This window comes from Pedobacter miscanthi, assembly GCF_032678605.1.
GTDB classification, from domain to species: domain Bacteria; phylum Bacteroidota; class Bacteroidia; order Sphingobacteriales; family Sphingobacteriaceae; genus Pedobacter; species Pedobacter miscanthi_A.
On the sequence record NZ_JAVTSU010000011.1, the window covers coordinates 119,172 to 142,179 of the forward strand.

20 protein-coding genes are annotated in these 23,008 nt (G+C 38.2%); 9 read left to right on the top strand and 11 right to left on the bottom strand.

Features of this window, described 5'->3' with window-relative positions; genetic code table 11:
* The first annotated feature begins 4 nt into the window (after positions 1 to 4).
* From R2R28_RS17290 to R2R28_RS17305, 4 genes are all read left to right on the top strand, one after another.
* A complete protein-coding gene (locus R2R28_RS17290) occupies positions 5 to 343 on the top strand; it encodes an MmcQ/YjbR family DNA-binding protein (RefSeq protein ID WP_316826938.1) in 339 nt (112 codons plus the stop codon).
* Positions 344 to 435: 92 nt separating this feature from the next.
* Entirely contained in the window at positions 436 to 852 is a 417-nt protein-coding gene (locus R2R28_RS17295) for a VOC family protein (RefSeq protein WP_316826939.1), read from the top strand.
* A 94-nt stretch (positions 853 to 946) separates the two neighbouring features.
* Entirely contained in the window at positions 947 to 1,255 is a 309-nt protein-coding gene (locus tag R2R28_RS17300) for a metalloregulator ArsR/SmtB family transcription factor (RefSeq protein ID WP_316826940.1), read from the top strand.
* 12 nt (positions 1,256 to 1,267) lie between these two features.
* Positions 1,268 to 1,702, top strand: coding sequence for an SRPBCC domain-containing protein (locus R2R28_RS17305; RefSeq protein WP_316826941.1), 435 nt, complete (start codon positions 1,268 to 1,270; stop codon positions 1,700 to 1,702).
* A 257-nt stretch (positions 1,703 to 1,959) separates the two neighbouring features.
* On the opposite strand, the gene bioA is transcribed toward R2R28_RS17305, so the two are convergent.
* The 3 genes from bioA to R2R28_RS17320 are packed head-to-tail and all read right to left on the bottom strand — an operon-like array spanning position 1,960 to position 4,694.
* Entirely contained in the window at positions 1,960 to 3,264 is a 1,305-nt protein-coding gene (gene bioA / locus R2R28_RS17310; RefSeq protein WP_316826942.1) for an adenosylmethionine--8-amino-7-oxononanoate transaminase, read from the bottom strand.
* A gap of 4 nt (positions 3,265 to 3,268) precedes the next feature.
* Positions 3,269 to 3,721 (bottom strand): NUDIX domain-containing protein, encoded by a 453-nt coding sequence (locus tag R2R28_RS17315; protein ID WP_316826943.1) that lies wholly within the window; start codon positions 3,719 to 3,721, stop codon positions 3,269 to 3,271.
* Entirely contained in the window at positions 3,708 to 4,694 is a 987-nt protein-coding gene (locus R2R28_RS17320) for a cation diffusion facilitator family transporter (RefSeq protein ID WP_316826944.1), read from the bottom strand. Before R2R28_RS17320 ends, R2R28_RS17315 begins: the two co-directional genes overlap by 14 nt.
* A 112-nt stretch (positions 4,695 to 4,806) precedes the next feature.
* Between R2R28_RS17320 and R2R28_RS17325 the strand changes: the two genes are divergently transcribed.
* Positions 4,807 to 6,003 (top strand): pyridoxal phosphate-dependent aminotransferase, encoded by a 1,197-nt coding sequence (locus R2R28_RS17325; RefSeq protein WP_316826945.1) that lies wholly within the window; start codon positions 4,807 to 4,809, stop codon positions 6,001 to 6,003.
* A gap of 218 nt (positions 6,004 to 6,221) precedes the next feature.
* Here R2R28_RS17325 and R2R28_RS17330 read toward each other — a convergent pair whose 3' ends face one another.
* The 3 genes from R2R28_RS17330 to R2R28_RS17340 all read right to left on the bottom strand — a co-directional run bounded on the left by R2R28_RS17330 (position 6,222) and on the right by R2R28_RS17340 (position 9,894).
* Positions 6,222 to 7,103: an exopolyphosphatase gene (locus R2R28_RS17330; RefSeq protein WP_316826946.1), complete on the bottom strand. Its 882-nt coding sequence runs from the start codon at positions 7,101 to 7,103 to the stop codon at positions 6,222 to 6,224.
* A complete protein-coding gene (ppk1, locus tag R2R28_RS17335; RefSeq protein ID WP_316826947.1) occupies positions 7,103 to 9,163 on the bottom strand; it encodes a polyphosphate kinase 1 in 2,061 nt (686 codons plus the stop codon). The genes R2R28_RS17330 and ppk1 overlap by 1 nt, the downstream gene beginning before the upstream one ends.
* A gap of 101 nt (positions 9,164 to 9,264) precedes the next feature.
* On the bottom strand, positions 9,265 to 9,894 hold the full coding sequence (locus tag R2R28_RS17340) for a hypothetical protein (protein WP_316826948.1): 630 nt from the start codon (positions 9,892 to 9,894) through the stop codon (positions 9,265 to 9,267).
* 75 nt (positions 9,895 to 9,969) lie between these two features.
* Between R2R28_RS17340 and R2R28_RS17345 the strand changes: the two genes are divergently transcribed.
* From R2R28_RS17345 to R2R28_RS17360, 4 genes are all read left to right on the top strand, one after another.
* Complete coding sequence (locus R2R28_RS17345; RefSeq protein ID WP_316826949.1) at positions 9,970 to 10,461, top strand: YajQ family cyclic di-GMP-binding protein; 492 nt, start codon at positions 9,970 to 9,972, stop codon at positions 10,459 to 10,461.
* Positions 10,462 to 10,535: 74 nt separating this feature from the next.
* Positions 10,536 to 10,976 (top strand): GNAT family N-acetyltransferase, encoded by a 441-nt coding sequence (locus R2R28_RS17350; protein ID WP_316826950.1) that lies wholly within the window; start codon positions 10,536 to 10,538, stop codon positions 10,974 to 10,976.
* A gap of 70 nt (positions 10,977 to 11,046) precedes the next feature.
* A complete protein-coding gene (locus R2R28_RS17355) occupies positions 11,047 to 11,643 on the top strand; it encodes a DUF4142 domain-containing protein (protein WP_316826951.1) in 597 nt (198 codons plus the stop codon).
* 289 nt (positions 11,644 to 11,932) lie between these two features.
* Complete coding sequence (locus R2R28_RS17360) at positions 11,933 to 13,525, top strand: S8 family peptidase (protein WP_316826952.1); 1,593 nt, start codon at positions 11,933 to 11,935, stop codon at positions 13,523 to 13,525.
* 173 nt (positions 13,526 to 13,698) lie between these two features.
* Here R2R28_RS17360 and R2R28_RS17365 read toward each other — a convergent pair whose 3' ends face one another.
* From R2R28_RS17365 to R2R28_RS17385, 5 genes are all read right to left on the bottom strand, one after another.
* Positions 13,699 to 14,598, bottom strand: a complete 900-nt coding sequence (locus R2R28_RS17365; protein ID WP_316826953.1) for a glycerophosphodiester phosphodiesterase family protein — start codon at positions 14,596 to 14,598, stop codon at positions 13,699 to 13,701.
* A gap of 215 nt (positions 14,599 to 14,813) precedes the next feature.
* A complete protein-coding gene (locus tag R2R28_RS17370) occupies positions 14,814 to 16,223 on the bottom strand; it encodes a calcineurin-like phosphoesterase family protein (protein ID WP_316826954.1) in 1,410 nt (469 codons plus the stop codon).
* 72 nt (positions 16,224 to 16,295) lie between these two features.
* Positions 16,296 to 17,831, bottom strand: coding sequence for a DUF5689 domain-containing protein (locus tag R2R28_RS17375; RefSeq protein ID WP_316826955.1), 1,536 nt, complete (start codon positions 17,829 to 17,831; stop codon positions 16,296 to 16,298).
* Between the two features lie 12 nt (positions 17,832 to 17,843).
* A complete protein-coding gene (locus R2R28_RS17380) occupies positions 17,844 to 19,424 on the bottom strand; it encodes a SusD/RagB family nutrient-binding outer membrane lipoprotein (RefSeq protein WP_316826956.1) in 1,581 nt (526 codons plus the stop codon).
* A 7-nt stretch (positions 19,425 to 19,431) separates the two neighbouring features.
* Positions 19,432 to 22,932, bottom strand: a complete 3,501-nt coding sequence (locus R2R28_RS17385; protein ID WP_316826957.1) for a SusC/RagA family TonB-linked outer membrane protein — start codon at positions 22,930 to 22,932, stop codon at positions 19,432 to 19,434.
* Between the last annotated feature and the right edge of the window lie 76 nt (positions 22,933 to 23,008).

Genomic DNA, 23,008 nt, shown 5'->3' on the forward strand with positions numbered 1-23,008 from the left:
ATTGATGGATAGTTTAACTTTTATTACGCATTGTTTATCTTTTGAAGAGGCCATAGAACAAGCACATTTCGAAAAAACTTCTTTTCGGGTGAATAAAAAGATTTTTGCAACACTTAGTATTGAAAAAAACAGTGCAACGCTAAAGTTATCTGAAATTGACCAGTCCGTTTTTTGTGCTTTTAATCCAGAACAAATTAAACCTGCAACCGGTGCATGGGGCAAACAAGGATGGACAATTTTTGAGTTAACGACACTAAAAGAAGAAATGATCATCGATGCCCTTACCCTTTCCTATTGCAAGGTGGCCCCTCAAAAGCTTTCTGAAAAACACAATCGAAATTGATTGTCTCAAATGCCCCTATAAATTTTCGTTTTTAGCAAGGACAAGTCCAGGGCTACTTCCCTATCTTTACTTACAACAAAATATAAAATGTTATGACAAAATCACTTTGGATAAACCTTCCAGTAAAAGACATTAATAAATCGAAAGCATTTTTTACAGCGTTAGGCTTTAGCCTTAACCTACAGTACGGTGCGCGCGAAGATTCAGCCTGTTTTTTAGTAGGCGAAAGCAATTTAGCCATCATGCTTTTTGAAGAAGCATTGTACGAAAATTTTGCAGGCACCAACATTGCCGATATACGCCACGGTGGCGAAGTATTGTTTTCAATTGATGCTGAAAGCCCTGAAGAAGTAGATGATATTGCTCAAAAAGTTGTAGCTGCCGGTGGTACCATTTATGGCGAACCAGGCTACAAAGATGGCTGGATGTATGGTTGCGGTTTTGTTGATCTCGACGGACAAAGATGGAATGTACTCTATATGGACATGAGCAAAATGCCTTTAGGCTAATTTTTCCCACTCAAGCGATTAAAGTTAAAGATTAAATTTGCGTAAGCGATTACTTACATTTATATTTGTAAGCAATTACTTACGCAATTATTTTATGAGGAGAGATGTATTTCAGGCCATCGCTGATCCTACAAGAAGAGAAATCATCAATTTGATCGCTCACAAGAGCCTTAACCTCAATGCCATTGCAGAAAATTTCGATATGAGTCGTCCTGCCATTTCCCAGCATATTAAAGTTTTAACAGAATGTGGCCTTGTAGAAATTACACAACAAGGTCGCGACCGTTACTGCAGTATCCAGTTTCAGAAGCTTGCTGAGGTATCTAAATGGGTAGAACAATACCGTACTTTCTGGACGACTAAACTTGATGCGCTCGAAATACACCTGTCAAAAGAAACTTAAATCAACATAAATATGGAAAACGAACCAGTTATTGTAGAGCGCTTATACAATGCCCCAATCGAAAAAGTGTGGAAAGCTTTAACCGATAACAATGAAATTAAACAATGGTATTTTCAATTAGCAGATTTTAAGCCTGAAGTTGGTTTCAAATTTGAGTTTACCGGTGGAGCAGATGACGGCCCGCAATACCTTCACCTCTGCGAAATAACAGAAGTGATAGCAGGTAAGAAAATTGCTTACACCTGGCGATACGATGGTTTACCCGGTAACTCTGAAGTAAGTTGGGAGTTATTTGAGCAGGGTGATAAAACTTTATTAAAACTTACCCATACAGGTTTAGAAAGTTTTGCTTCAAACGGACCTGACTTTGCAAAAACAAGTTTTAATGGTGGCTGGAATTACTTTGTTAACGATGCACTTAAAAAATATTTGGAACCAGAGGGGTAATTTATGAGTGGCCCGTAGAGACACGAAACCATGACGATAAAAGCAAGGCTGTCATTTTGAACGCAGTGAAAAATCTATTATAGTGAAGTCAGGTGTTACCACCTGACTTAGCATATATCTAAAATAATTTGATTAAGTGTAAGATGTTACCATCTTACACCACAGATAATATAATAGTGATCGTTTCAAGATTGCTTCGTGCCCCGCAATTGAAATGTGAAAATATTGGCCGTGGCTTTATGCTATGCCTTAAAAATTCAAATCTCTTCTAAAGCCGTTTTTATAGTTGCATAAATATAATCGAGATCCTCATTACTGATCACATAAGGCGGCAAAATATAAATAATATTACCAAGCGGCCTCAGGATAATCCCTTTATCTAAGAAATACGCGTACAGCAAATTACGCAGGTTACTTAAATAAGAAGTTTCATTACCAGTTTCCCATTCAATGGCGATAATGGTTCCGGTTTGCCTGATGGCTTTAACTTTTGGATGTGTTTTAATTTCTTCCAAAAATACTGCGTGTTTAGCCTCTACCCTTTTAATATTTTGAAGGGTTTCATTCTTTAAAAGAATATCTAAACTAGCAAGCGAAGCTACGCATGCAATTGGATTGGCCGTGAATGAATGTCCGTGATAAAGGGTTTTTAACTTATCATCACTCAAAAAGGCTTCAAAAATTTCGTTGGTACAAGTAGTTACCCCTAATGGCATTGTTCCTCCGGTTAAACCTTTGCTTAAACAGATGATATCAGGTTTATTGTTCAATTTCTCACAGGCAAAATAAGTTCCTGTCCTACCGAAACCAGTCATCACCTCATCGGCAATGGTTAAAATCTGTGCTTCTTTACAGGCTGATAAAAGCTGATCGAGGTATTTTGCCTCGTACATTAACATGCCTCCTGAGCCTAAAATAAGCGGTTCGAAAATGAAACAGGCTACTTCAGTTTGGAGTTCGGAGATTTGAGTTTGGAGTTTTGAGATATTCTCTTCGTTTGGAAGATCGATAAATTCTACATCGAATAACAAACTGTTAAAAGCATCGGTAAAAATACTGCGACCACTAACCGACATAGCCCCAAAAGTATCGCCATGATAGGCATTTTTAAAAGCCAGGATTTTGGTTTTCGGTTGGCCTTTATTGTCCCAATATTGCAGGCACATTTTTAAGGCAACTTCTACCGCTGTTGAACCGTTATCGGTATAAAAAACTTTATCCTGTTTACCGGGCAGTATCGGCAAAAGACGTTCTGCCAATAAAACGGCAGGTTCATGAGTGAAACCTGCAAAAATTACATGCTCGAGAACCTTAAGCTGTTCTGCTACTTTTTCGGCTATATAAGGATGCGAATGCCCATGGATATTTACCCACCATGATGAAACTGCATCAATATATTTTTTACCATTTTCATCAAAAACATACACGCCTTCTCCCCGTACAATCGGAATGTGCGGAAGGGCATTTTTCATTTGGGTATAAGGATGCCAAATCACCTTTTGATCGCGTTCAGTTAGATTTAGTTTAGAGTTTGGAGTTTGGAATTCGGAAGTATCTGACATATCATTATAATTTAACTGAGTATTTTTCTTTTAAAAGCTGGGCAACTGTTTTATCGGTTTTAAACGTAATTTCTTCAATATTTAAATCCTCTATTTTTACCCACCTGAAAGCCTGTAGAATTTCACCTTCACTGTCGAAATCATAAATGGTATCTTTAAATGCCAGTTGCAATGGTGCTTTTTCTTTTACTAAATAATAAACGCTGATGACCTGACTATCATTAAATGATGATTTTTCATAAAAATCGGTGGTATAAAAATGATTTAAAACATCGATTTCAGCCTCGCATTCTTCAACAAACTCCCTTTTTAATCCGTCTATCAGGCCTTCACCAAGTTCTAAGCCACCACCGGGAAATTTGCTAAAGCGGAATCCGTATTCTTCTTCATCACTAACCAGAACTTCGTTATACTGATTAATCAATAAACCGTAAACCCTTACATTAAAGTAACTCATTTTCGAAATGTTTTTTATTTTTTATGACGATCTCTGGTGTCCAGACAATTTCTTTTTTAAACGCTTCAGCCCTAACCTTACACTCGCTCATGTGGCAATAATGGCAACATTCGGGCAAACATGGATCAGCATGGATAAAAAGTTCGGCCTTACGTACCCCGTTTTTATTGATTAATTCATCAATTTGCGAAATTTCTCGATGTACCTTATTTAAATCGAAATAATAGGGTAAGGTTACATGACAATCAATATGAAATTCGGGGCCATACTGCTGTGTACGTAAATTATGCACATCAATCCACGGATTGTGGCGGTTCTTCTGCAGTACCTCTACTACTTCTTCAACAAGTGTAAAATCACTTTCATCCATCAGTCCGCCAACCGAGCCACGGGTGAGTTTATAACCAGAATAAACAATGTAAAAGCCCACTAATACAGAGAGTAAGCTATCTAACCAAATAATATTTGTCAGTTGAATCAGGATCAAACCTACCACAATCGCAGCGCTGGTATAAGTATCGGTTAACAAATGTTTACCATCTGCCTGTAGCGTTACAGAATGGACTTCTCTACCTATATTGATCAGATAAAGCCCTACTACGAGATTAATTAAGCCAGTAATGCCAATAATCAAGGTTCCGGTTAATAATTCGCCCACGGCATGGGGATACACAAGATTGTAAGAAGATTTAAAAATAATGGCTATTCCGGCAAACAGAATCAGGATACCTTCTACAAAAACGGAGAAAAACTCTACTTTTCCATGGCCATAAGGATGGTTATCATCTTTAGGCTGTGTGCTTAAGTAAATGCTGTAAAAAGCAAAACTACCTGCAATTACGTTTACAATACTCTCTGCAGCATCGGTTAAAATGGCGTTAGAGCCTGTAATAAAATAAGCAATAAACTTGGCCAGCATCAGTACAACGCTTACAACAAGAGAAATTATAATAGCTTTCTTTTTAACAGACACAGTATATTTTTTTCAAAAATACGGTTAACAGAGAAATTAAATGAGAAAAACTATGTGTTTTTTAGTGCAGAATAATATTTGGTTTATATATTTGCGCTCAAAGTAATTAACCATGAGCACCTTATCGAAAAGAATCAACAGTCTATCAGAATCTGCAACCCTTAAAATGACCAAACTTGGCCGCGAATTAGCGTCTAAGGGCATTAATATCATCAGTTTAAGTGTTGGCGAACCCGATTTTAATACGCCTGACCATGTAAAAAATGCAGCTAAAAAAGCATTAGACGAAAATTATACGCGTTATTCGCCAGTACCGGGTTACCCTGATCTGCGCCAGGCTATCGTTAATAAGTTAAAAACAGAAAACAACCTCGATTATGATATTTCACAAATCGTTGTTTCAACAGGTGCCAAACAATCTTTATCGAATGTTATTTTAACCCTGATCGATCCGGATGATGAAGTAATCATTCCAACGCCTTACTGGGTTTCTTATTCTGAAATGGTAACCCTGGCTGAAGGAAAATCGGTTTTTATTGATACCGACATTGAAAGCAATTTCAAAATTACACCAGCACAGTTAGAAGCGGCTATTACGCCTAAATCGAAATTGTTTATGTTTTCTTCTCCATGTAACCCAACAGGTTCGGTTTACAGCAAAGAAGAATTGGCAGCATTGGTTGCTGTTTTTGAAAAACACCCGGATATTTATATCCTTTCTGATGAGATTTATGAGCACATCAACTTTGTTGACAAACATGAATCTATCGCCCAGTTTGATAGCATTAAAGACCGCGTAATTATTGTAAATGGTTTCTCTAAAGCTTTCGCCATGACAGGGTGGAGATTAGGTTACATCGCCGCAAATAAAGAAATAGCAGCGGCTAACGATAAATTACAAGGACAAACCACTTCAGGAACATGTTCTATTGCACAAAGAGCAGGTATAGTTGCATACGAGCAGGGTTTAGCAAGTGTATTGGAAATGAAAGAAGCATTTTTACGCCGCAGAGAACTGGTTTATAATTTATTGAACGAAATTCCGGGTGTAAAAACCAACCTTCCTGATGGTGCATTCTATTTCTTCCCTGAAATCAGCTCATTCTTTGGCAAAAAAGATGCTGATGGCAATGTAATTAAAGATTCTTCAGATTTAGCTTTGTATTTATTGAACGTTGGTCACGTTGCAACTGTTGGTGGTGATTCTTTCGGTAATAACAACTATATCCGTTTATCTTACGCAGCATCAGATGAGAGCCTGGTAGAAGCATTAAGAAGAATTAAAGAAGCCTTAGGTAAGTTAGCTTAGTCGGTTTGCAATTTCTATAAAAAGAGATTATAGTTATATATAGTTTTGTCATCCTAAGCTTGTCGAAGGACATGTTTAATCCACGAAATTTGTTTCGACAGGCTCAACGTGGCAATTTGAATAAAAATTAACTTTATGATATAGCCTCTTTATTATACTTTATTATAAAAAAGCCGCGTTAAATTTAATTAACGCGGCTTTTTTATAATCTTATTGCTTTAATCCAACTTTTCTTCAATCAATAATTTAATGATTCCATCGGCCATACCTACCTTAGGAACATAAATTTGTTTAATTCCTGTCCATTTCATTAAAGTGAGGTAAATCTCGCAGGCCGGGATAATTACATCGGCACGATCGGGATTTAAGCCTAAAGTATTGATGCGCTCTTTTAAGGAGTAACCGGTTAACTTATTGTACATCGAATTTAACTTCTGCAAAGATAAGGGAGCATTTTCTTTCTCATCCGACATGCGGAAAAGTTTGTTAATGTTACCGCCTGTACCAATACCCGCCAGGTGTTTATAAGCTTTGGTGTGTTCTTTTACCCAATCTTTCATTTCTTCCCAGGTTTCTTCTTTATCCTGGTTATCGAGCATTCTAATGGTACCGATATTAAAAGAACGTGAAACTTCCGGCGAACCTTTTACAAAAACAGACAATTCGGTACTCCCGCCACCTACATCAATATATAAATAGGTTTTATTTTCATCCAATTCTTCTTCGATATGATTGGCGTAAATAATATTTGCTTCGCGTTGTCCTTCAATAATTTCTAAAGTAACATCAGTTTGTTCTTTAATCAATTTCACAATATCCTGTCCGTTACGCGCTTCGCGCATGGCAGATGTTGCACAGGCTAAATATTCGGAAACATGGTAAACATCCATCAGATTTTTAAAAGCCATCATGGTTTTTACCAGGTCTGCTGATTTTTTCTCTGAAATATGTTGATCTAAAAACGCATCATCTCCCAAACGGAGTGGCACACGGATTAAGGTGTTTTTTTTGTATTTGTATTTTCCGTCTTGTTTGCTGATATCCGCAATGAGTAACCTCACCGCATTCGAACCGATATCTATAGCTGCGTATCTTAACATTATGATTGATGCTTGGTTTTTAAATAGTTATAAATATCTACTTGTGCCCTTATCTTTTTACTTAATCTGTTTTTATGGTATTTATTATTGTTTAAGGCGTTAATCTGCCTCGATTTTGTATTATCCTGTAACTGCAGATCGATGATATCCTGAATTTCCTGTTTCACCTCTTTATCTAAAACCGGGAAACCAACTTCAACACGGTGTTCAAAATTCCGGCTCATTAAATCGGCAGATGAGAGGTACATGTCGTTTTTGCCATTGTTGCCAAAGATATATACACGTGCATGTTCTAAAAATTTATCGATAATACTGATGGCTGTTATGTTTTCGCTGAAACCCTTTACGCCGGGCACCAGACAACAGATGCCACGGATAATCAACTGAATTTTAACTCCCGCGTTGCTTGCATCATAAAGTTTGGCAATTATGCCCTCATCGGCCAAACTGTTTACCTTTAACATAATATAGGCAAGCTTGCCCTGCTTGGCATTTCTAATTTCGCGGTTAATAAAATTAACCAGTTTCGAGCGGCTCTCTAAAGGCGACACGATTAAATGTTTAAAGCCTTTGGTTACCGTACGTTTGCTCAGGGCATCAAAAAGTTTCACCAAATCATTGGTAATCTCCTTTTTGGCTGTAAAAATACTATGGTCGCAGTATAGGCCAGCAGTTTTTTCGTTAAAATTACCGGTTGCTAAATTGGCATAATACACGGGTTTATCTTTCTCAATCCGTTTTACCAAACAAATTTTTGAGTGAACTTTATAATCGGTTAAGCCATAGTTTACCTTTACCCCTTCTTCCATTAAACGGGTAGTCCAAAAAATATTGGCCTGCTCATCAAAACGGGCTTTAAGCTCTAATAAAACGGAAACAGCCTTACCATTTTTAGCCGCATTAATTAAAGCATTAATTACTTTCGAGTTTTCAGCCAAACGGTACAGGGTAATTTGTATTTCGGTAACCTTTGGATCAATAGCCGCTTCGCGAAGGAATAAAATAATGTAATCGTATGATTGGTAAGGTAAATTCACCAAATAATCGCGCTGAGCCACTTTATTGAACATACTTTGTGTCCTGTGCAGGTCGTGAACCTTAAGCGGTACATTCGGCGCATATTCCAGTTCTTTTTTTCCTACGTTCGGAAAGGAGATAAAATCACCGAATTTGTGGTAACGGTTACCCGGAATTAAACTTTCTGCTTCCAGTTTCAATTTATTTACCAAAACAGTAAGCATATTTAAAGGCATGGCCGAATCGTAAAGCAAACGCATGGGTTTTCCCTTTTTGCGCTTTTCTAAACTGCTTTTTAGGTCTTCGATAAATTTATCGTTGATATTTTTATCGATATCCAGTTCGGCATCACGCGTTAACTGAATTGAATAAGCTTCTAAATTATCGTAGGTAAAAACATAAAAAATATCATCTAAACAATACCTAATAATATCTTCAGCTAAAATAATGAATTTAAGGTCGTTTGTTTCGGGAAGGACTAAAAACCGGGGTAAATTAGGCGGAATTTCGATTAAAGCATATTTTTCCCTCACTTTTGTATCCTTTTTAGATAATTTTACAAAGAAATACAGATAACGGTCTTTCAGTTCCGGAAAAGGTTTGTCCATATCCAGCATAATCGGAACCAGGTTGGATAAAATCTTATCCCTGAAGTGATTTTTCACAAACTCGCCCCTGCTTACGTTAAGCTGGGTATCATTTAAGATAAAAATCCTGTTCTGGGCAAGTTCATTAATTAAAGTAGCCTGAAAAAGCTGGTCGAATTTTCGTTCCTGCTTGACTACAATGTTTTTAATTTCATTAAGGATTTTCCTCGGATTAAATCCTAACAGTGCTTTTGCTTTATCATTCAGGTTGGTAAGCCTGGTCATGGTGGCCACCCTTACCCGATAAAACTCTTCTAAATTTGAAGAAAATATGGATAGAAATTTAATACGCTCAATTAACGGCACGGTTTCATCGGCAGCTTCCTGTAGCACGCGGTCGTTAAAGTAAAGCCAGCTAATTTCGCGGTTAAAAAAGGGGATCTTCTTATTGCTCATTTAAAAAAATAAAAAATCCCTGCCAAAAACAGGGATGCTCAAAACTGCATATTAATTTGTTAAATCGATGTTAATTCATCTGCACGTTAACGTTAACAAATTTATTTTTTAGCAGGAACCTTAACAACTTTCTTAACTGCCGGTGTAGTTGTAGCAACCGTTTTTTTAACAACAGGTGTAGCTTTTTCCGAATCAGCTGCCAGCGCTGGAGCTTTTTTTACAACCGCAGTTGCTTTTGCAGGAGTTTTAATTGCTGTAGCTACCACTTTTTTTGCAACTGTTGCCGTTGCTGCTGCTACCTTTTTAACTTCAGCAACAGGTTTAGCTAATACTTTTTCGGCTTTTTCTTCTGTTTCAATAGCAGCCACTTTAATGCTCTGCACCACTGGTTTAGCTTTAGCCACAGCTTTCTTGACTACTTTTTCGGCAGATTTTTCAGCTTTGCTTGCCGCCTTGGTAACCGGTTTCTTAGCCGATTTGGCCTTTTCTTTTGATGCGTTTAACAAATCATCTATCTTTTGGCCTACATCAGCTTTTACTATGGTAAATTTCTTGGTTAATTTTTTAGCCACACGTTTACTCGCCTTACCAACCTCGGTACTAATTTCAGATACATCATGTCCTAAACTTTTAATAACATCCAGAAACTTATCTGTAATAGATTGCTCTAATTGTTTTTTAGCTTCTTTCTTAGTGATCTTTTTTTGAGACTTTGGTTTAGTGGTTTTCATATTATTTTTCGTTTTTTTGTGACGTAGATTAATTTCTACTAAATCTACTTATTTTTTTACTTTAAAGCTAAAACCATGCCTTCTTTTGATATAGTAAGTAAAGTTGATGCGCAAACATTGGATAATGCGATCAATAACGCCAAAAAAGAAATCCTTAACCGATTCGACTTTAACGGATCTAAAAGTACCATCGAACTGGATAAGAAAACCAATGTTGTAACCATTGTTACCGAAGATGACATGCGCCTTAAAGCCATAGAAGATTCAATTATTTCGAGAATGATGAAACAGAACCTTGATCCTAAAAGTCTGGATTTTGGAGATGAGCATCAGGCCTCGGGCAACATGATCAGAAAAGAAATCAGCATTAAAGAGGGTTTGGATAAAGAAGCAGCTAAAAAAGTTGTGGCCAAAATTAAAGCCAGCGGATTAAAAGTGCAACCTTCTATTATGGATGACCAAGTGCGTGTTACGGCAAAAAAAATAGACGATTTACAAGCAGTGATCAATCTTTGCAGAAATGAAGATTTCGGACAACCTTTGCAGTATATTAATATGCGTAATTAGGTCAATCGGTTAACTGTTTAAATCGGTTAATTGTGAAGAATAGTCTAACAATTAACCGATTAACCAATCTTACTATGGAAATCAACGAAAACGGATTTATATTTTCTGACAAAAAGGAGCTTTTAGATATAAAAGCCATCCATCAATATTTAAGTAAGGAATCTTACTGGGCAAAAAACATTCCTTTCGATACAGTAAAACGTTCTATAGAAAATTCGCTTTGTTTTGGCATAAACAAGGGCCAGGAGCAAGTTGGTTTTGCCCGTTGGGTAACCGATAAAGCTACTTTTGCATGGCTTTGCGATGTGTATGTTAAAGAAAGTTACCGTGGCTTGGGACTATCCAAAAAACTGATGTCGTTTATGATTTTCCACCCTGACCTGCAAGGATTGAGAACCTATCGGTTAGGCACTTTGGATGCCCATGGTTTGTACAAACAATTTGGTTTCGAACCCATTGAAAACCCTGACCGGTTAATGGCTATTGTTGTAAAAAATCCTTACGGAGCAGAATAATCGCCGTTCAATTCCGCAAACCTTTTTTCAACTCTCTTGTTTTCCATACAGATTAAAACATAGAGAAAACATGAAAAAGATATTTTTATTGTCTACAGCCTTTGCATTAGCCTTTTCTTTCCAGGCCTGTCAAACTGCAGATAAAAAATCAGCAACTACGAAAGACAGTGTTTCTGGCGATACCACAATGGTAAATGGCAACCATTTAAGCGGTGCCGAAAGTACCGAATCGGGTATTGATGAAGCAGGTGCTACTTTTTTAAGGAAAGCAGCTGTTGGAGGTATTATGGAGGTTGAAGCGGCAAAAATTGCTGCTAAAAATGCAAAAAGCACTGAAGTGAAAGATTTTGCAGCAAAAATGCTTGCCGACCATACCAAAGCCAATGCCGAATTAAAAACTTTGGCTCAAAGCAAAAAAGTGATTACTCCGGATGCTTTACCTGCAGAAGATCAGATTCATCTGGATGCTATGAAAAAAATGACAGGTGCAGCTTTTGATAAACATTATATGGACATGATGGTTACCGACCATGATAAAACAGTGGCATTATTTACACTGGGGACTGAAAACCGTGATCAAAAAATTAAAGAATGGGCTAACAATACTTTAAAAGTAATTGAATCTCATGATGAAATGGCAAAAAAGATTGTCGCTAATTTAAAATAAATAAAGGCTTATTTTTAAGCAAAAAATCCTGAACAGATTGTTTCAGGATTTTTTTATTGGCAATAATTTTTAATAGTGGTGAACCACGGCATAAAATTTTCAGGACTAGTCAAATAATTTTAATAGCGATTCGTGGAGACACGAACCAAGGCGTAGAGCTTTAAGATTTCCGCTTACGCGGAATTGACGATTTATCTAAAATAATATGCCAAAACCATTATTTTTAATACAATTTCTTTCAATAAAAAAATTAAAATTAACTTTCGACGTTTAATTCAAAAATAAATAAATGAATAAGAGTAGAATTTTCAGAACGCTTTTAGGTATGGCGCTTGTAAGTGCAGTGCCAACTTTAGTTCACGCACAAAAAGCCAATTGGCAAAATCTCGATCTAAAAAGTGACAGTACATTTGGTATCAGCACCGAAAAAGCATATAAAGAACTTTTAAAAGGTAAAAAATCGGTTAAAGTAATTGTTGCCGTTAACGATGGTGGTGTTGAAGCCACGCATGAAGATTTAAAACGCATCATGTGGGTAAATACCAAAGAGGTTGCGGGTAACGGTAAAGACGATGATAAAAACGGCTATATCGACGATATAAACGGCTGGAATTTTATTGGTGGCCCTAAAGAATCAGTAAACTTCGAAACATTAGAGTTAACACGTTTGGTGCGCCGCGATCAGGTCCGTTTTGCCAATACTACTGACGCAAACGTTGCAGAAAAAGATAAAAAAGATTTCGAAACTTTTAAAGCAGAGCGTACAGATTTGGAAAAACAACTGGCAGAAGCTAAAGAAAATCTTGCAGGTATTACCGGTTTTAAAAATGCTTTAGATGCAGTAGTAAAAAAAATCGGTAAGGAAAACCCAACGGCTGAGGATTTTAAAAACTTCAAACCTTCTACCCCTATTGAAGGAAGAATTCAAAATGTACTAAGCCAGCAATTAGAAAAAGGAAGCTTTAAAGATTTTTACGAAGATCAGATTGGTGAGGGACTGGATTATTACACCCGTCAGGCCAATTACAATTTAAACCTGGATTATGACCCACGTTCGATTGTTGGTGATGATCCAAACAATGTAACAGAGAAATTTTACGGCAATAATGATGTTGCTGGTCCGGATGCCATGCACGGAACACACGTTGCGGGTATTATTGCTGCAGACAGAACGAACAAGCTGGGTATTTTAGGCGTAGCCGATAATGTTGCTATTATGGGTGTACGTTGTACGCCAAATGGTGATGAAAGAGATAAAGACGTTGCCAATGCTATCCGCTATGCGGTTGATAATGGTGCTAAAGTAATCAATATGAGTTTTGGTAAGGCTTACAGCTGGAACAAAGCCATTGTTAATGAAGCGATGAAATATGCGGCTTCTAAAGATGTACTGATTGTACAGGCTGCAGGAAATGAAAACAAAGATATTGATGTAGAAAACAATTTCCCTAACCATAAAGATTTAGATGCAAAAACCATCGCTTCGTGGATTACAGTTGGCGCATCGGGACCAAAAGATGATGAAACATTAAAAGCAAGTTTCTCTAACTTTGGTAAAACCCAGGTTGACGTTTTCGCGCCGGGTGTGCAAATTTATTCTACCGTACCGGGTTCAAAATACAAAAACTTAGATGGTACGAGTATGGCTTCTCCGGTTGTGGCAGGTTTAGCAGGATTAATCCGTTCTTACTATCCAAAATTAACGGCCGCGCAAGTAAAAGAAATTATTGTTAAATCAGTTACCAAGGTTAATCACAATGTAGAATATGCTAAAGGTGAAGAACCAGGTGCTGAAAAAGTTTCTATTCCTTTCGCTGATCTTTGCATCAGTGGCGGAGTGGTAAATGCTTATAATGCATTAAAATTAGCTGCGACTTATTAAGAGGAATCAAGCTTAATATGCAGAATGGATTGAATTAGCAATTACAATTTAAGTTAAACCGTAATTGCTAGCCCAGCCGAAATGACGATTACTCTTTGTGATTCCGCGACTGAATAAAAAAAGCGAACCAAAATTGGTTCGCTTTTTTGTTATTGTAATATGGCTTCCTATGTCTATTTCGCCTGACCTAAAATATCAGGGTAATCAGAAATAATTCCATCAACATTTAATGCTTTCAGTTTTTGGATATCAGCTAAAGTATTGGCTGTCCATGGGATGATTTTTACACCATCTGCATGTGCCTTTTTAACTAAATCTTCATTTACCATTTGCCAAACGGGACTTAAAATAAAAGGTTTATAACCTAAATCGGCTATATTTTCTTCGTAAGTTTTTTTATTGGCTACCAGAAAAGAAGTTTTCATTTTTGGATATTTCTCGTGAATAATCTGGATGGTCCTTTTATCAAAAGATTGGATTACCACAAAATCAGTGATCTTTTTCTTGGTGATTACCTCCATTAAAAGTTTAACAAATTCTTCGGGTTTAGGGTTGGTAATGCCATCGCCACTTTCGCTGCATTTAGTTTCGATGTTATAGAAAAACTGTTTACGTTTATTGGTTTTGATATCGCGCTGAACGGCATCAATCAGTTCAGTAAGTAAAGGCAAGTGTGTTTTTACCTTTTTTTGTTGAGGGAAAAGATCATAATATTTGGTCCCTAAATCGAACTGTTTAATTTCACTGTAATTCATCCCAAAAATCGGATATTTTTTCACATCTGTTGCCGGAATATCCTTTCCCTCGGGGCCAAGCATAAAAGCAGGACTCAGGTAATCATCGTGCGTTACTACAACCTTACCGTCTTTTGAGATATGTGTATCCATTTCAAGTGTGGTAATGCCATCAATTTTCATGGCATTTAACATCGCTTCAATGGTGTTTTCGGGCATTAAACCCCGTCCACCACGATGTGCTTCGGCACTAAAGGCAGGGAATTTAACTTCCTGACCATGCGATTTTACTGCAAATGCAGATAAAAGAATAAAGATTGTTGTTTTTTTAATTTTCATATCCAAAAAGGGATTTTACTGTAACGTTGGATGTGATCATCCAACGCTTTTAATTCATCTACAATTATAGGATTATCAGGCTGTACGATCTTACGTGGTTAATTAAATCTATATTAATTTTTAACCAACTGTATTATAGTGGTATCAGATGGTACCATCTGATGCTAAATCAACTATCTGTCGGATGGCAACATCCAACAGAACAATTATGCTGATTAAGCATCAATTTCTGCTTCAAATTTCTCCCCGAAGCGATCTGTAGCGACTACTTTTACCTTTTTAACACCAGGTTCAAAATGTGCCATAAATAAATGATCAGTAGAAATTGGTTCAACAAAAGCTCTTGGTTTTGGTAATTTATCTCCTTTATATAATTTTACCGATAGAGGATCAAATCCATCTTGTTGTGCCAGGTTACCCATTGCTTTTCCATCCAGAAAATATTCTACCTTCCATTCCGGATCGTAATTCCAAACGTTTGCTATTAATCTTTTTTGGTTGGTTAGTGTGTCAGCATAAATGCTCAATTGCTTTTTTCGGTCTTCACCAGTCGATTTATAATACCATTTTAAATCTGTTCCATTTACTTCGTAAACACCATATCCGCGAGGTGTTCCATCTCCGCAAATTGGGCCTGTCCACCATCCACCGCAAACTGTACCATGGTTATGTTCTAAAATACCGTTTTTAACTACGTTTTTATTGAAATGTGTATGGCCAGACATGATGTGCACGTTTTTAAAATCTTTTAACACCGCATAAAAATCATCGTTATTTTTTACAGAATTATGCACCGGAATATGTAGACAAATAATCAGTAAGGCATCCTTTGGCACCAATTTCAGGTCTTTTGCCAGCCATTCTAACTGAGTTGGGGTAATGTAACCATCATAGGTTCTTTCTACACCTAAATAACGTACATCATCTAAAACCACGTAATGTGCCTTCCCCCTATTAAATGAATAATATGTTGGGCCATAATGTGCCTGAAAGGTGCGGTCGGAGGTATCATCACCACCCTGTCTGTAATCCTGATCATGATTACCGATCGCCTGAAAAAAGGGAATACCAATTTTGGCAATGGCTTCATCGTAAGCCGGAAAAAGATCGAAGTTATCCCAAACCAGGTCGCCTACGCCGATACCGTGTACCAATGTTTTACCCATGCCTTTTACCACTTCCCTGGTATCGGGCACAGCGGTTTCCATCATCTGCTGTACATCCTTTTGCGTTTTTACCTGTGGATCGGCCCAGATGATAAAATTATGTTTGTTATCATCCTGTTTTAAAGCTTTAAGATCGAAATTTAATTTGCCTGCGGTATCTGGTTTATAATAATGGCGTGCGATGCTGCTTTCGGTTTTAAATTCGTATCCAGATGGTGTGCTGATCCAAACGAAACGGGCAAGTTCGTGTAGTTTAATCTGATAGTTTCCGGTTTTATCGGTTTGTACCACACTATAGCCATCAGAAATTACGACACCTGCAACGGCTTTACCTTTGCTGGTTACAGTTCCGTTTACCAAACCATCTACTGTAAATAACGATGAAGGGAACGATTTTAAGCTTATAAATAAGGTGGTGGTTAATAAAGTTGATTTTTGTATAAATGATCTTCTGTCCATGATTTCTAAATCACCCGTTTTTAGTTTCTATGATATTAAAAAGACCAGTTTTACTGGCCTTTTTATTGTTTTTTATTTATCGATTAGGGTAGTAACACCTCCTGTTTCAATTGCGCTGAGTACTGAGGCATTGGTTAATACAACATTTGTCATCGTTCTTACGGACTCCCATCCGCCTTTAGCTGCTTTATAAACGCCACCTAACTTTGCAAAACTAGTAGCGGTTGGAAAACCAGCAAAGCGTTTGGCAATATCATTGGTTCCTTTTCCATAATATTCTTGTGGAATTTTACTGGCATAAGTCGCAAATTTGTCTGTAATTGTAATTCTTAATCCAGCTTCAGGAGGTCCGGCGGTGTAGAAACTTCCGTTAGCCCCACCATAAAAAATCACATCTAACGGAACCGTATTGGGGGTAATATTTGTTCCTTCAAACAAAGCAATACCCGCAACGTTCCCGCTGTTCGCTAATAAGTTACCTGTTACCGCACCAATGCCATCTGCACCCGGTACCACAGTATAATCTACAGTTGAAATCCATTTTGATGCTGCTACAACTGTTGAAGCAGATCCGTTAATGCGCTGGCCTGCACCACCCGCATAGAAAAATTCTCCCTTTTTTACCGTTCCAGAGGTAAGGTTAAATTTGTAAGTTCTAACGCCACCTGTGTTCCACCCTAAGGTAGGGAAAGTGGTTGCACCGGCATTATTGTTCGTATAAACAGAAAATGGTGTAACTGCAAAATCAATATCCTTAGTTGCTAAAAACTGAATATATTCATAATTCCCATCCAATCCATTCGGATCGACAAGATACCCTGAAATAATTGCAGGAGAAAGCTTGGGCATCGGCACGTAAAAGAAATCGTCTACCGATCTTATCCGGTATTCAATCTTTTTTGAGTCTCCGTTACCGGTAACGTATACAACGCCTGTAAAATTACCAGATGGCTGAATCGCAGTATTTGCAAAGCTGGCACTCGAATTTGTGCGTAATGTAGCCAGCCCGAAACCATCATTTAATATCTTATCTCCCGAATATACCACATCACTGGTAGGTTCCGGATCATATACCGCGTTGTTAATCGCAACCAATGTACTTTCGTAACGATCGGGATTGGCTAATATAGTACTTGTATTTGCCGCCTGCAATTTAATAATCCTGTTAGAGGCAACTTTAGTTACCGCCGAACTTGGTAAACCTGTAATTTGTAAAATTCCATCTACCCTCTTCAGCACACCGCCTTCGAGTTTAATATGCAAAGAATCACCCGGAACATAGTTTGCTGCTGCAGCCCCAAGGTTGAATGAAATTCCCCTTAAGGAATCTGCTGTACCATTAATGCGGCTGTTTTGCAGCGCAATTAATCCCGTTACTGAATTGCCTGATCTAAAATCTGAAACCACCACTCCTCTAATACTTTTGGCGCCGCCTATGGCTTCAGGATTAAGTGAAAGATCTGATCCTTTATAGTACCTTCTTAAATCAAAATTGGAAATAAAACCACTTTCTGAAAATTTATAAGGAAGGTCACTTTCCCTTTTGCAACTTGCGTAAAGCGCAATCATTAACACAATTGCAATAAAATATCTGAACTTATTTTTCATGATGAAATCTGTTTAAGGTTTTTGCCACCACATTAGTGTATTCACATCATCAGGTCCCTGAGCTGCCAAAACATTTTTGTAATTAGTTGGATTAGTTGATTGGGCAAGGATTGGATAGTATAAACGAACCGGCATTTTGCCGCCGTTTAACAAACTCGATCCTTTAGGAAGTAAAGGGTGCCCCGTTCTTCGGTATTCGAACCATTGCTGAAAATCCACCAAAAACAGGGCATAATATTTTTGTAAATGGATCAGTTCGAGTTTACTGTTAGAACCAACCGCTTTATTATCCAATGGCAATGCATTGTTCCAGTTAAAATCGCCCTTTAAAGCATAGTCTCTAACGGCTGCACCATCGCCGGTGGCATATAAGGTTGGAATCCAGTAATTTATTCCATCTGCAATACCTTTATAATAGTATGTATCACCTGTTCCGTTAATCCAGCCTCTTGCAGCAGCTTCTGCCAAAATAAAATCAACTTCGGCTACGCTCATTATCATGCCGGTATAAGGATCGGTTTGCAGAGACAACGGACTTCCGGATTGTGCATCAGAATAAAAATAAGCTTGTTTTAAGGGCGCTCCACTACCTATAGGATAAGCGCTCGGAATGCCAACATATCCGGCTACACCAGCGGCTATGCCCCATCTGTTGATGTTATTTTTTCCATAAGCCGGATTGATCCTTGGATCACCCCAGGAAGTTAAGTTGTTGATAAAAAAATCAACTATGGCAGGCGTTCTGAAATCGGCAGGGCGAACACTTACCATAAATGGCGAGGAATATAACGCTGTACTGCTGTTCGTACCATTCCAAAGAATTTTAGCAGTATGAGTGTTATTATCCATGATGGGATACTTCGCCGGGTTTGTATCTACAATTTCTTTAATTTTTGCTATTGCCTGTGCACTTGCCTCTGCCTTACCGGATATACGCAGTAACAACCTTAAATACAGCGAGTTTCCAAACCTCCTCCACTTGGAAATATCGCCATTATAAACCGGATCACTATTCGCTTCAATGGTCTCATTGGCGGTAAGCAAGGTATTTGCTTCTTCCAGTTTATTGAGCAGCGACATGTAAATATCTTTTTGTTTATCAAATGCCGGTTCGAGCAGGCCAGCCCTACCCTGATTGGCTTGTGTATAGGGCACATCACCATAAGTATCAGTCAATAATTGCATCGTCCATGCTTCTGCAATTCTGGAAATCCCCTGATAGGATTTATTAACCGAATCAGGATTACTTGCAATGGTATTGATATCCTTTATGTTAGTCAATTCAGAATACCATGAATTCCACATCGCATCAGATAATGTTCTTCTGATATCGTAGCGGTAAATCCTTCCTTCCAGCACTTCATCTACCGTTGAAACTGAAACCTGCATCAATTCATTATTGATGCTTCGGTTCCGGATTAAGTTTGCGCTCAATACATTCGTTAACGTGGGGGCCAGCAATTTATCGGCTGTAACCTTTGGTACACCAATTGGGTCTGTATTGATTTTATCGAAATCTTTCTTGCAAGAGAAGAATGAAGTTCCCATTACCAGTAAGAAAGCATAACCTGTAATATTTTTAATCTTTTTCATTTTATTATTAGTTAATACCCACAACTAAACGTGCTCCAAAAGTTCTGGTTGATGGCAATTGACCCACCTCAAAACCGGTTACAATATCGCTGCCCGAAAGCGTACCAAATTCAGGATCGAATGCTGGCCATGGCGACCAGGTGTAAAGGTTACGACCGTACACGCCTATGGTTACCCGGCTCAGGCCTAAGCTGGAAACCAGTCTTTTCGAGAATGTGTAATTAATAGTTGCTTCTCTTAATTTTAGGTAATCGGTACGGAAAGTGCTTCCTTCAGCATTAAGTGATCCATACATGGCTTCATAAAAAGCACCTACATCAGTTGCAACGGTAGTATTAGGGCTATAGGTCACTCCGTCAGGATTTAACATTACACCCTCTCCAATTAAACCTCCATATCTTCCTGGCAGGGTTAATTTTAATTTACCAAGTCCTGCCATTCTTGCAAAGGTTAGCGAGTGTGCAACAGCACCCAACTGCGCATCAAATAACACATTGGCCGTAAAGCCTTTATAAGTTACGCCTGTACCAAAACTAAACCTGAATTTAGGCATGGTGTTACCAAGATATTTTAACTGTGTTTGATCTGGAATGGCTTTACCTGTATTGTCGAATATAATTTGGCCATCAGGTGAACGCTTTAATCCGAAACCGTAAATATCGCCTAAACTGCCGCCAACATTCGCCACGATCTGTGTACCACCAAGCGGACCGGTCCGTAATATCACAGAGCTATCGGCAAGTTCTTTAATGGTATTTCTATTTGCAGAAAACGTTCCGTTAATTGTCCATTTGAATGATTTGCTTTGGAGCGGGATGGCATTTACCGACATTTCTAAACCTTTATTATCTACACGTCCTGCATTGAATATGGCAACCGAATAACCCGTGGCCCGATCTATCGAACGGCTTAATATCTGGTTTTTTGTACTTCCGGTATATGCGGCAAAGTCAAAATTCAGTCTGCTTTTAAATAACCTCAATTCTGCACCTACCTCAATTGTGGTAGTAGAAAGCGGTTTTAAGTTATTATTTGGAAGGATGGTTGGGTTTGTCATCGCTCCTCCCGGATAAATTCCATTTGCAGCTAATGTGTAATTATAAGCTGTGCGGTATGGTGTTGTGCCACCGCTACCCACTTGCGCAATTGATCCGCGTAATTTGAAATAGCTGATTTGTGAAGGCATTTTCCAAAAATCTGAAACAATAAAAGATACACTTGCAGACGGATAGAAGAAACCCACATTATCAGTACGAAGCGGAGATGCCAGCGTACTATTCCAGTCCTGTCTTCCCGTTAAATCTAAATAAAGGTAATTTTTTAGCGAGAGCGACATGGTACCATACAAACTGTTAATGTTGTAACGGGCTGTATCAGGCACCGAAATCAGTGGATTTTGGTTGTTTTCTAAGCTATAATATCCCGGAATAATTAATCCGTCGGCGCGAAGCTCTGATTTGTTGTAACGATTTCTTAACTGGCTACCTCCTACTGATGCAGAAAGTTTTAAATCTCTCGATAAATCCTTGTTATATCTTAACAAAAAGTCTGCATTGACTTCGTACGAACTTATATCCTGAACCCGGAACGATCCCTGAGCAAATTTAGCTCCTGCAGCATCCCATGGACGTTTGGTTTCGCGGATATCATGATTATAATCAATAGACGAACGTACCAGTAAACTTAAATCGTTGGTAAACTTGTAAGTAGCCTGTACATTTCCTAAAATGCCATTTCTTCTCTGTCCGTTTAAATATTGTTCAGAAATTGCATAAGGGCCTTCTGGAAAACTGGAAGTTAAATCAATAAATTTTCTTTGTTCCTGTCCGGCTACCCAATAGTTTTTAAACCAGTCCAAATTCATATTTGGATGCGCAAACATGAACCAATACATTAACGATTGATTGCCATACCCGGTTGCAGGTAAATTATCGCTATGCCTGTTATTATAGCTGGCCTTAAAAACAATATTCAGTTTTTTGGTTACATTGCTATTGCCTGATAAAGAAACCGAAGTACGTTCTAAACTTGTGTTTGGAACAATCCAGTCGTTATTGCCATGGCTCGCAGTAAAGCGTAAGCCCACTTTTCCGGCATTGCCATCTAAGCTCACGGAGTTGGTGGTTTCAACCCCGGTTTTGAAAAATGCATCCAGGGCATTAGGGTATGCTACCCAGGGAGTGCGTGTTGTTCCTCCTTTTTGTGTAGTCGGATCGTATTGAAAAAACATACTGGTACCATCAAACCGTGGACCATAAGTTGAACTGGTTGCGTGGGTATCTGCACCATCAGCATTGGTTCCGAAACTGTAATAACTTGCACCACTTACCCCAGCGCCATATTCTTGCTGAATATCGGGTCCTCTGTTAATTTGTTCGAAGGCCGTATTAGAAGTAAACGTAATGTTGAAATTTTTCTTTTTGCTTCCGGCAGATTTAGTGGTAATTACAATCGCTCCATTTGCCCCTCTCTGACCATAAAGCGCCGACGCCGCAGGGCCTTTTAATACCGAAACATTCTCTATATCATCAGAATTAAGATCGTTAAGGGCACTTCCAAAATCTGTAGGCAAAATATCTCCTGATGTGCCGTAAACACCACCACCGGTTCCGGCAGTGCGTTTTGCACTGCTACTCGCCACAACACCATCAATAACAATTAATGCTTCATTATCTCCGGTTAAATTGTTTTCACCACGAAGAATAATTTTGTTAGACCCTGCCAGGCCACTGTTTCGAACTAAATTTAATCCTGCTACTTTTCCTGATAAGGCATCTGTCCAGTTGGTTGCTATCGCATTTGTGAATGCCGAACTATCTAAAGTTGTAATGGCATATCCCAGGGCACGCTCAGAACGTTTGATACCTAAAGCTGTAACCACTACATCGTTCAGCGAATTATCTGCCGGCAGCAGTTTAAAGTTAACACTTGTGGTTCCACCAATGTTTACCTTAACTTGTTGTCTTCTGGCAACCTGGTAAGAAATAAACCTTGCTTCAACGGTATAAACACCCTGTGCAACATTAAAACTAAAGCTACCATTGTTGTTGGTTTGCCCCAGTACATTTAACTCTACAATTTTAATCGTTGCTGCAGGTATAGGCTCGTTATTTTCATCAAGAACTTTACCACTAATGTTACCGGTAGATGTGGCTTTTGAAATAATGAGGATATTGCCCGCGCCACCTGCTTTATAGGTAAAGGGCATACCTTTTAAAAGCAAATCGAGTATTTCGTTTACCGGCCTTAGTCCGCGCGAAACATATACCCTTTTCTGGTCGTCTAACTGGTTATTATTATAGGCAATATGGTTACCGCTAAGCTTTTCTAATGTTTCAAAAGCCTTTTTTAATGTCATACCGTCAGCTTCGAATAAAATTTTCTTATCGCTTTGGGCATAGGTATATAGAGAGAAAGAGAGCAGATTCAACATGATTATAGTGATAACCACCATAATTTTTGAGGGATACTGATGGACTTTTTCCGTCCATCGGGTATTAATTTTCATATCTTTACTAAGTTTTACTTTGTCAAATGAGTATACAGTTTTTAGGACTCGGAATGTGTCCAGCATTTCGGGTCAT

What these genes read in the sequence shown, in the direction of transcription:
- R2R28_RS17290 (WP_316826938.1), top strand. Translation starts at nt 5, where the DNA reads ATGGATAGTTTAACTTTTATTACGCATTGTTTATCTTTTGAAGAGGCC.
- R2R28_RS17295 (WP_316826939.1), top strand. Translation starts at nt 436, where the DNA reads ATGACAAAATCACTTTGGATAAACCTTCCAGTAAAAGACATTAATAAA.
- R2R28_RS17300 (WP_316826940.1), top strand. Translation starts at nt 947, where the DNA reads ATGAGGAGAGATGTATTTCAGGCCATCGCTGATCCTACAAGAAGAGAA.
- R2R28_RS17305 (WP_316826941.1), top strand. Translation starts at nt 1,268, where the DNA reads ATGGAAAACGAACCAGTTATTGTAGAGCGCTTATACAATGCCCCAATC.
- bioA (WP_316826942.1), bottom strand. Translation starts at nt 3,264, where the DNA reads ATGTCAGATACTTCCGAATTCCAAACTCCAAACTCTAAACTAAATCTA.
- R2R28_RS17315 (WP_316826943.1), bottom strand. Translation starts at nt 3,721, where the DNA reads ATGAGTTACTTTAATGTAAGGGTTTACGGTTTATTGATTAATCAGTAT.
- R2R28_RS17325 (WP_316826945.1), top strand. Translation starts at nt 4,807, where the DNA reads ATGAGCACCTTATCGAAAAGAATCAACAGTCTATCAGAATCTGCAACC.
- R2R28_RS17330 (WP_316826946.1), bottom strand. Translation starts at nt 7,103, where the DNA reads ATGTTAAGATACGCAGCTATAGATATCGGTTCGAATGCGGTGAGGTTA.
- ppk1 (WP_316826947.1), bottom strand. Translation starts at nt 9,163, where the DNA reads ATGAGCAATAAGAAGATCCCCTTTTTTAACCGCGAAATTAGCTGGCTT.
- R2R28_RS17340 (WP_316826948.1), bottom strand. Translation starts at nt 9,894, where the DNA reads ATGAAAACCACTAAACCAAAGTCTCAAAAAAAGATCACTAAGAAAGAA.
- R2R28_RS17345 (WP_316826949.1), top strand. Translation starts at nt 9,970, where the DNA reads ATGCCTTCTTTTGATATAGTAAGTAAAGTTGATGCGCAAACATTGGAT.
- R2R28_RS17350 (WP_316826950.1), top strand. Translation starts at nt 10,536, where the DNA reads ATGGAAATCAACGAAAACGGATTTATATTTTCTGACAAAAAGGAGCTT.
- R2R28_RS17355 (WP_316826951.1), top strand. Translation starts at nt 11,047, where the DNA reads ATGAAAAAGATATTTTTATTGTCTACAGCCTTTGCATTAGCCTTTTCT.
- R2R28_RS17360 (WP_316826952.1), top strand. Translation starts at nt 11,933, where the DNA reads ATGAATAAGAGTAGAATTTTCAGAACGCTTTTAGGTATGGCGCTTGTA.
- R2R28_RS17365 (WP_316826953.1), bottom strand. Translation starts at nt 14,598, where the DNA reads ATGAAAATTAAAAAAACAACAATCTTTATTCTTTTATCTGCATTTGCA.
- R2R28_RS17370 (WP_316826954.1), bottom strand. Translation starts at nt 16,223, where the DNA reads ATGGACAGAAGATCATTTATACAAAAATCAACTTTATTAACCACCACC.
- R2R28_RS17375 (WP_316826955.1), bottom strand. Translation starts at nt 17,831, where the DNA reads ATGAAAAATAAGTTCAGATATTTTATTGCAATTGTGTTAATGATTGCG.
- R2R28_RS17380 (WP_316826956.1), bottom strand. Translation starts at nt 19,424, where the DNA reads ATGAAAAAGATTAAAAATATTACAGGTTATGCTTTCTTACTGGTAATG.
- R2R28_RS17385 (WP_316826957.1), bottom strand. Translation starts at nt 22,932, where the DNA reads ATGAAAATTAATACCCGATGGACGGAAAAAGTCCATCAGTATCCCTCA.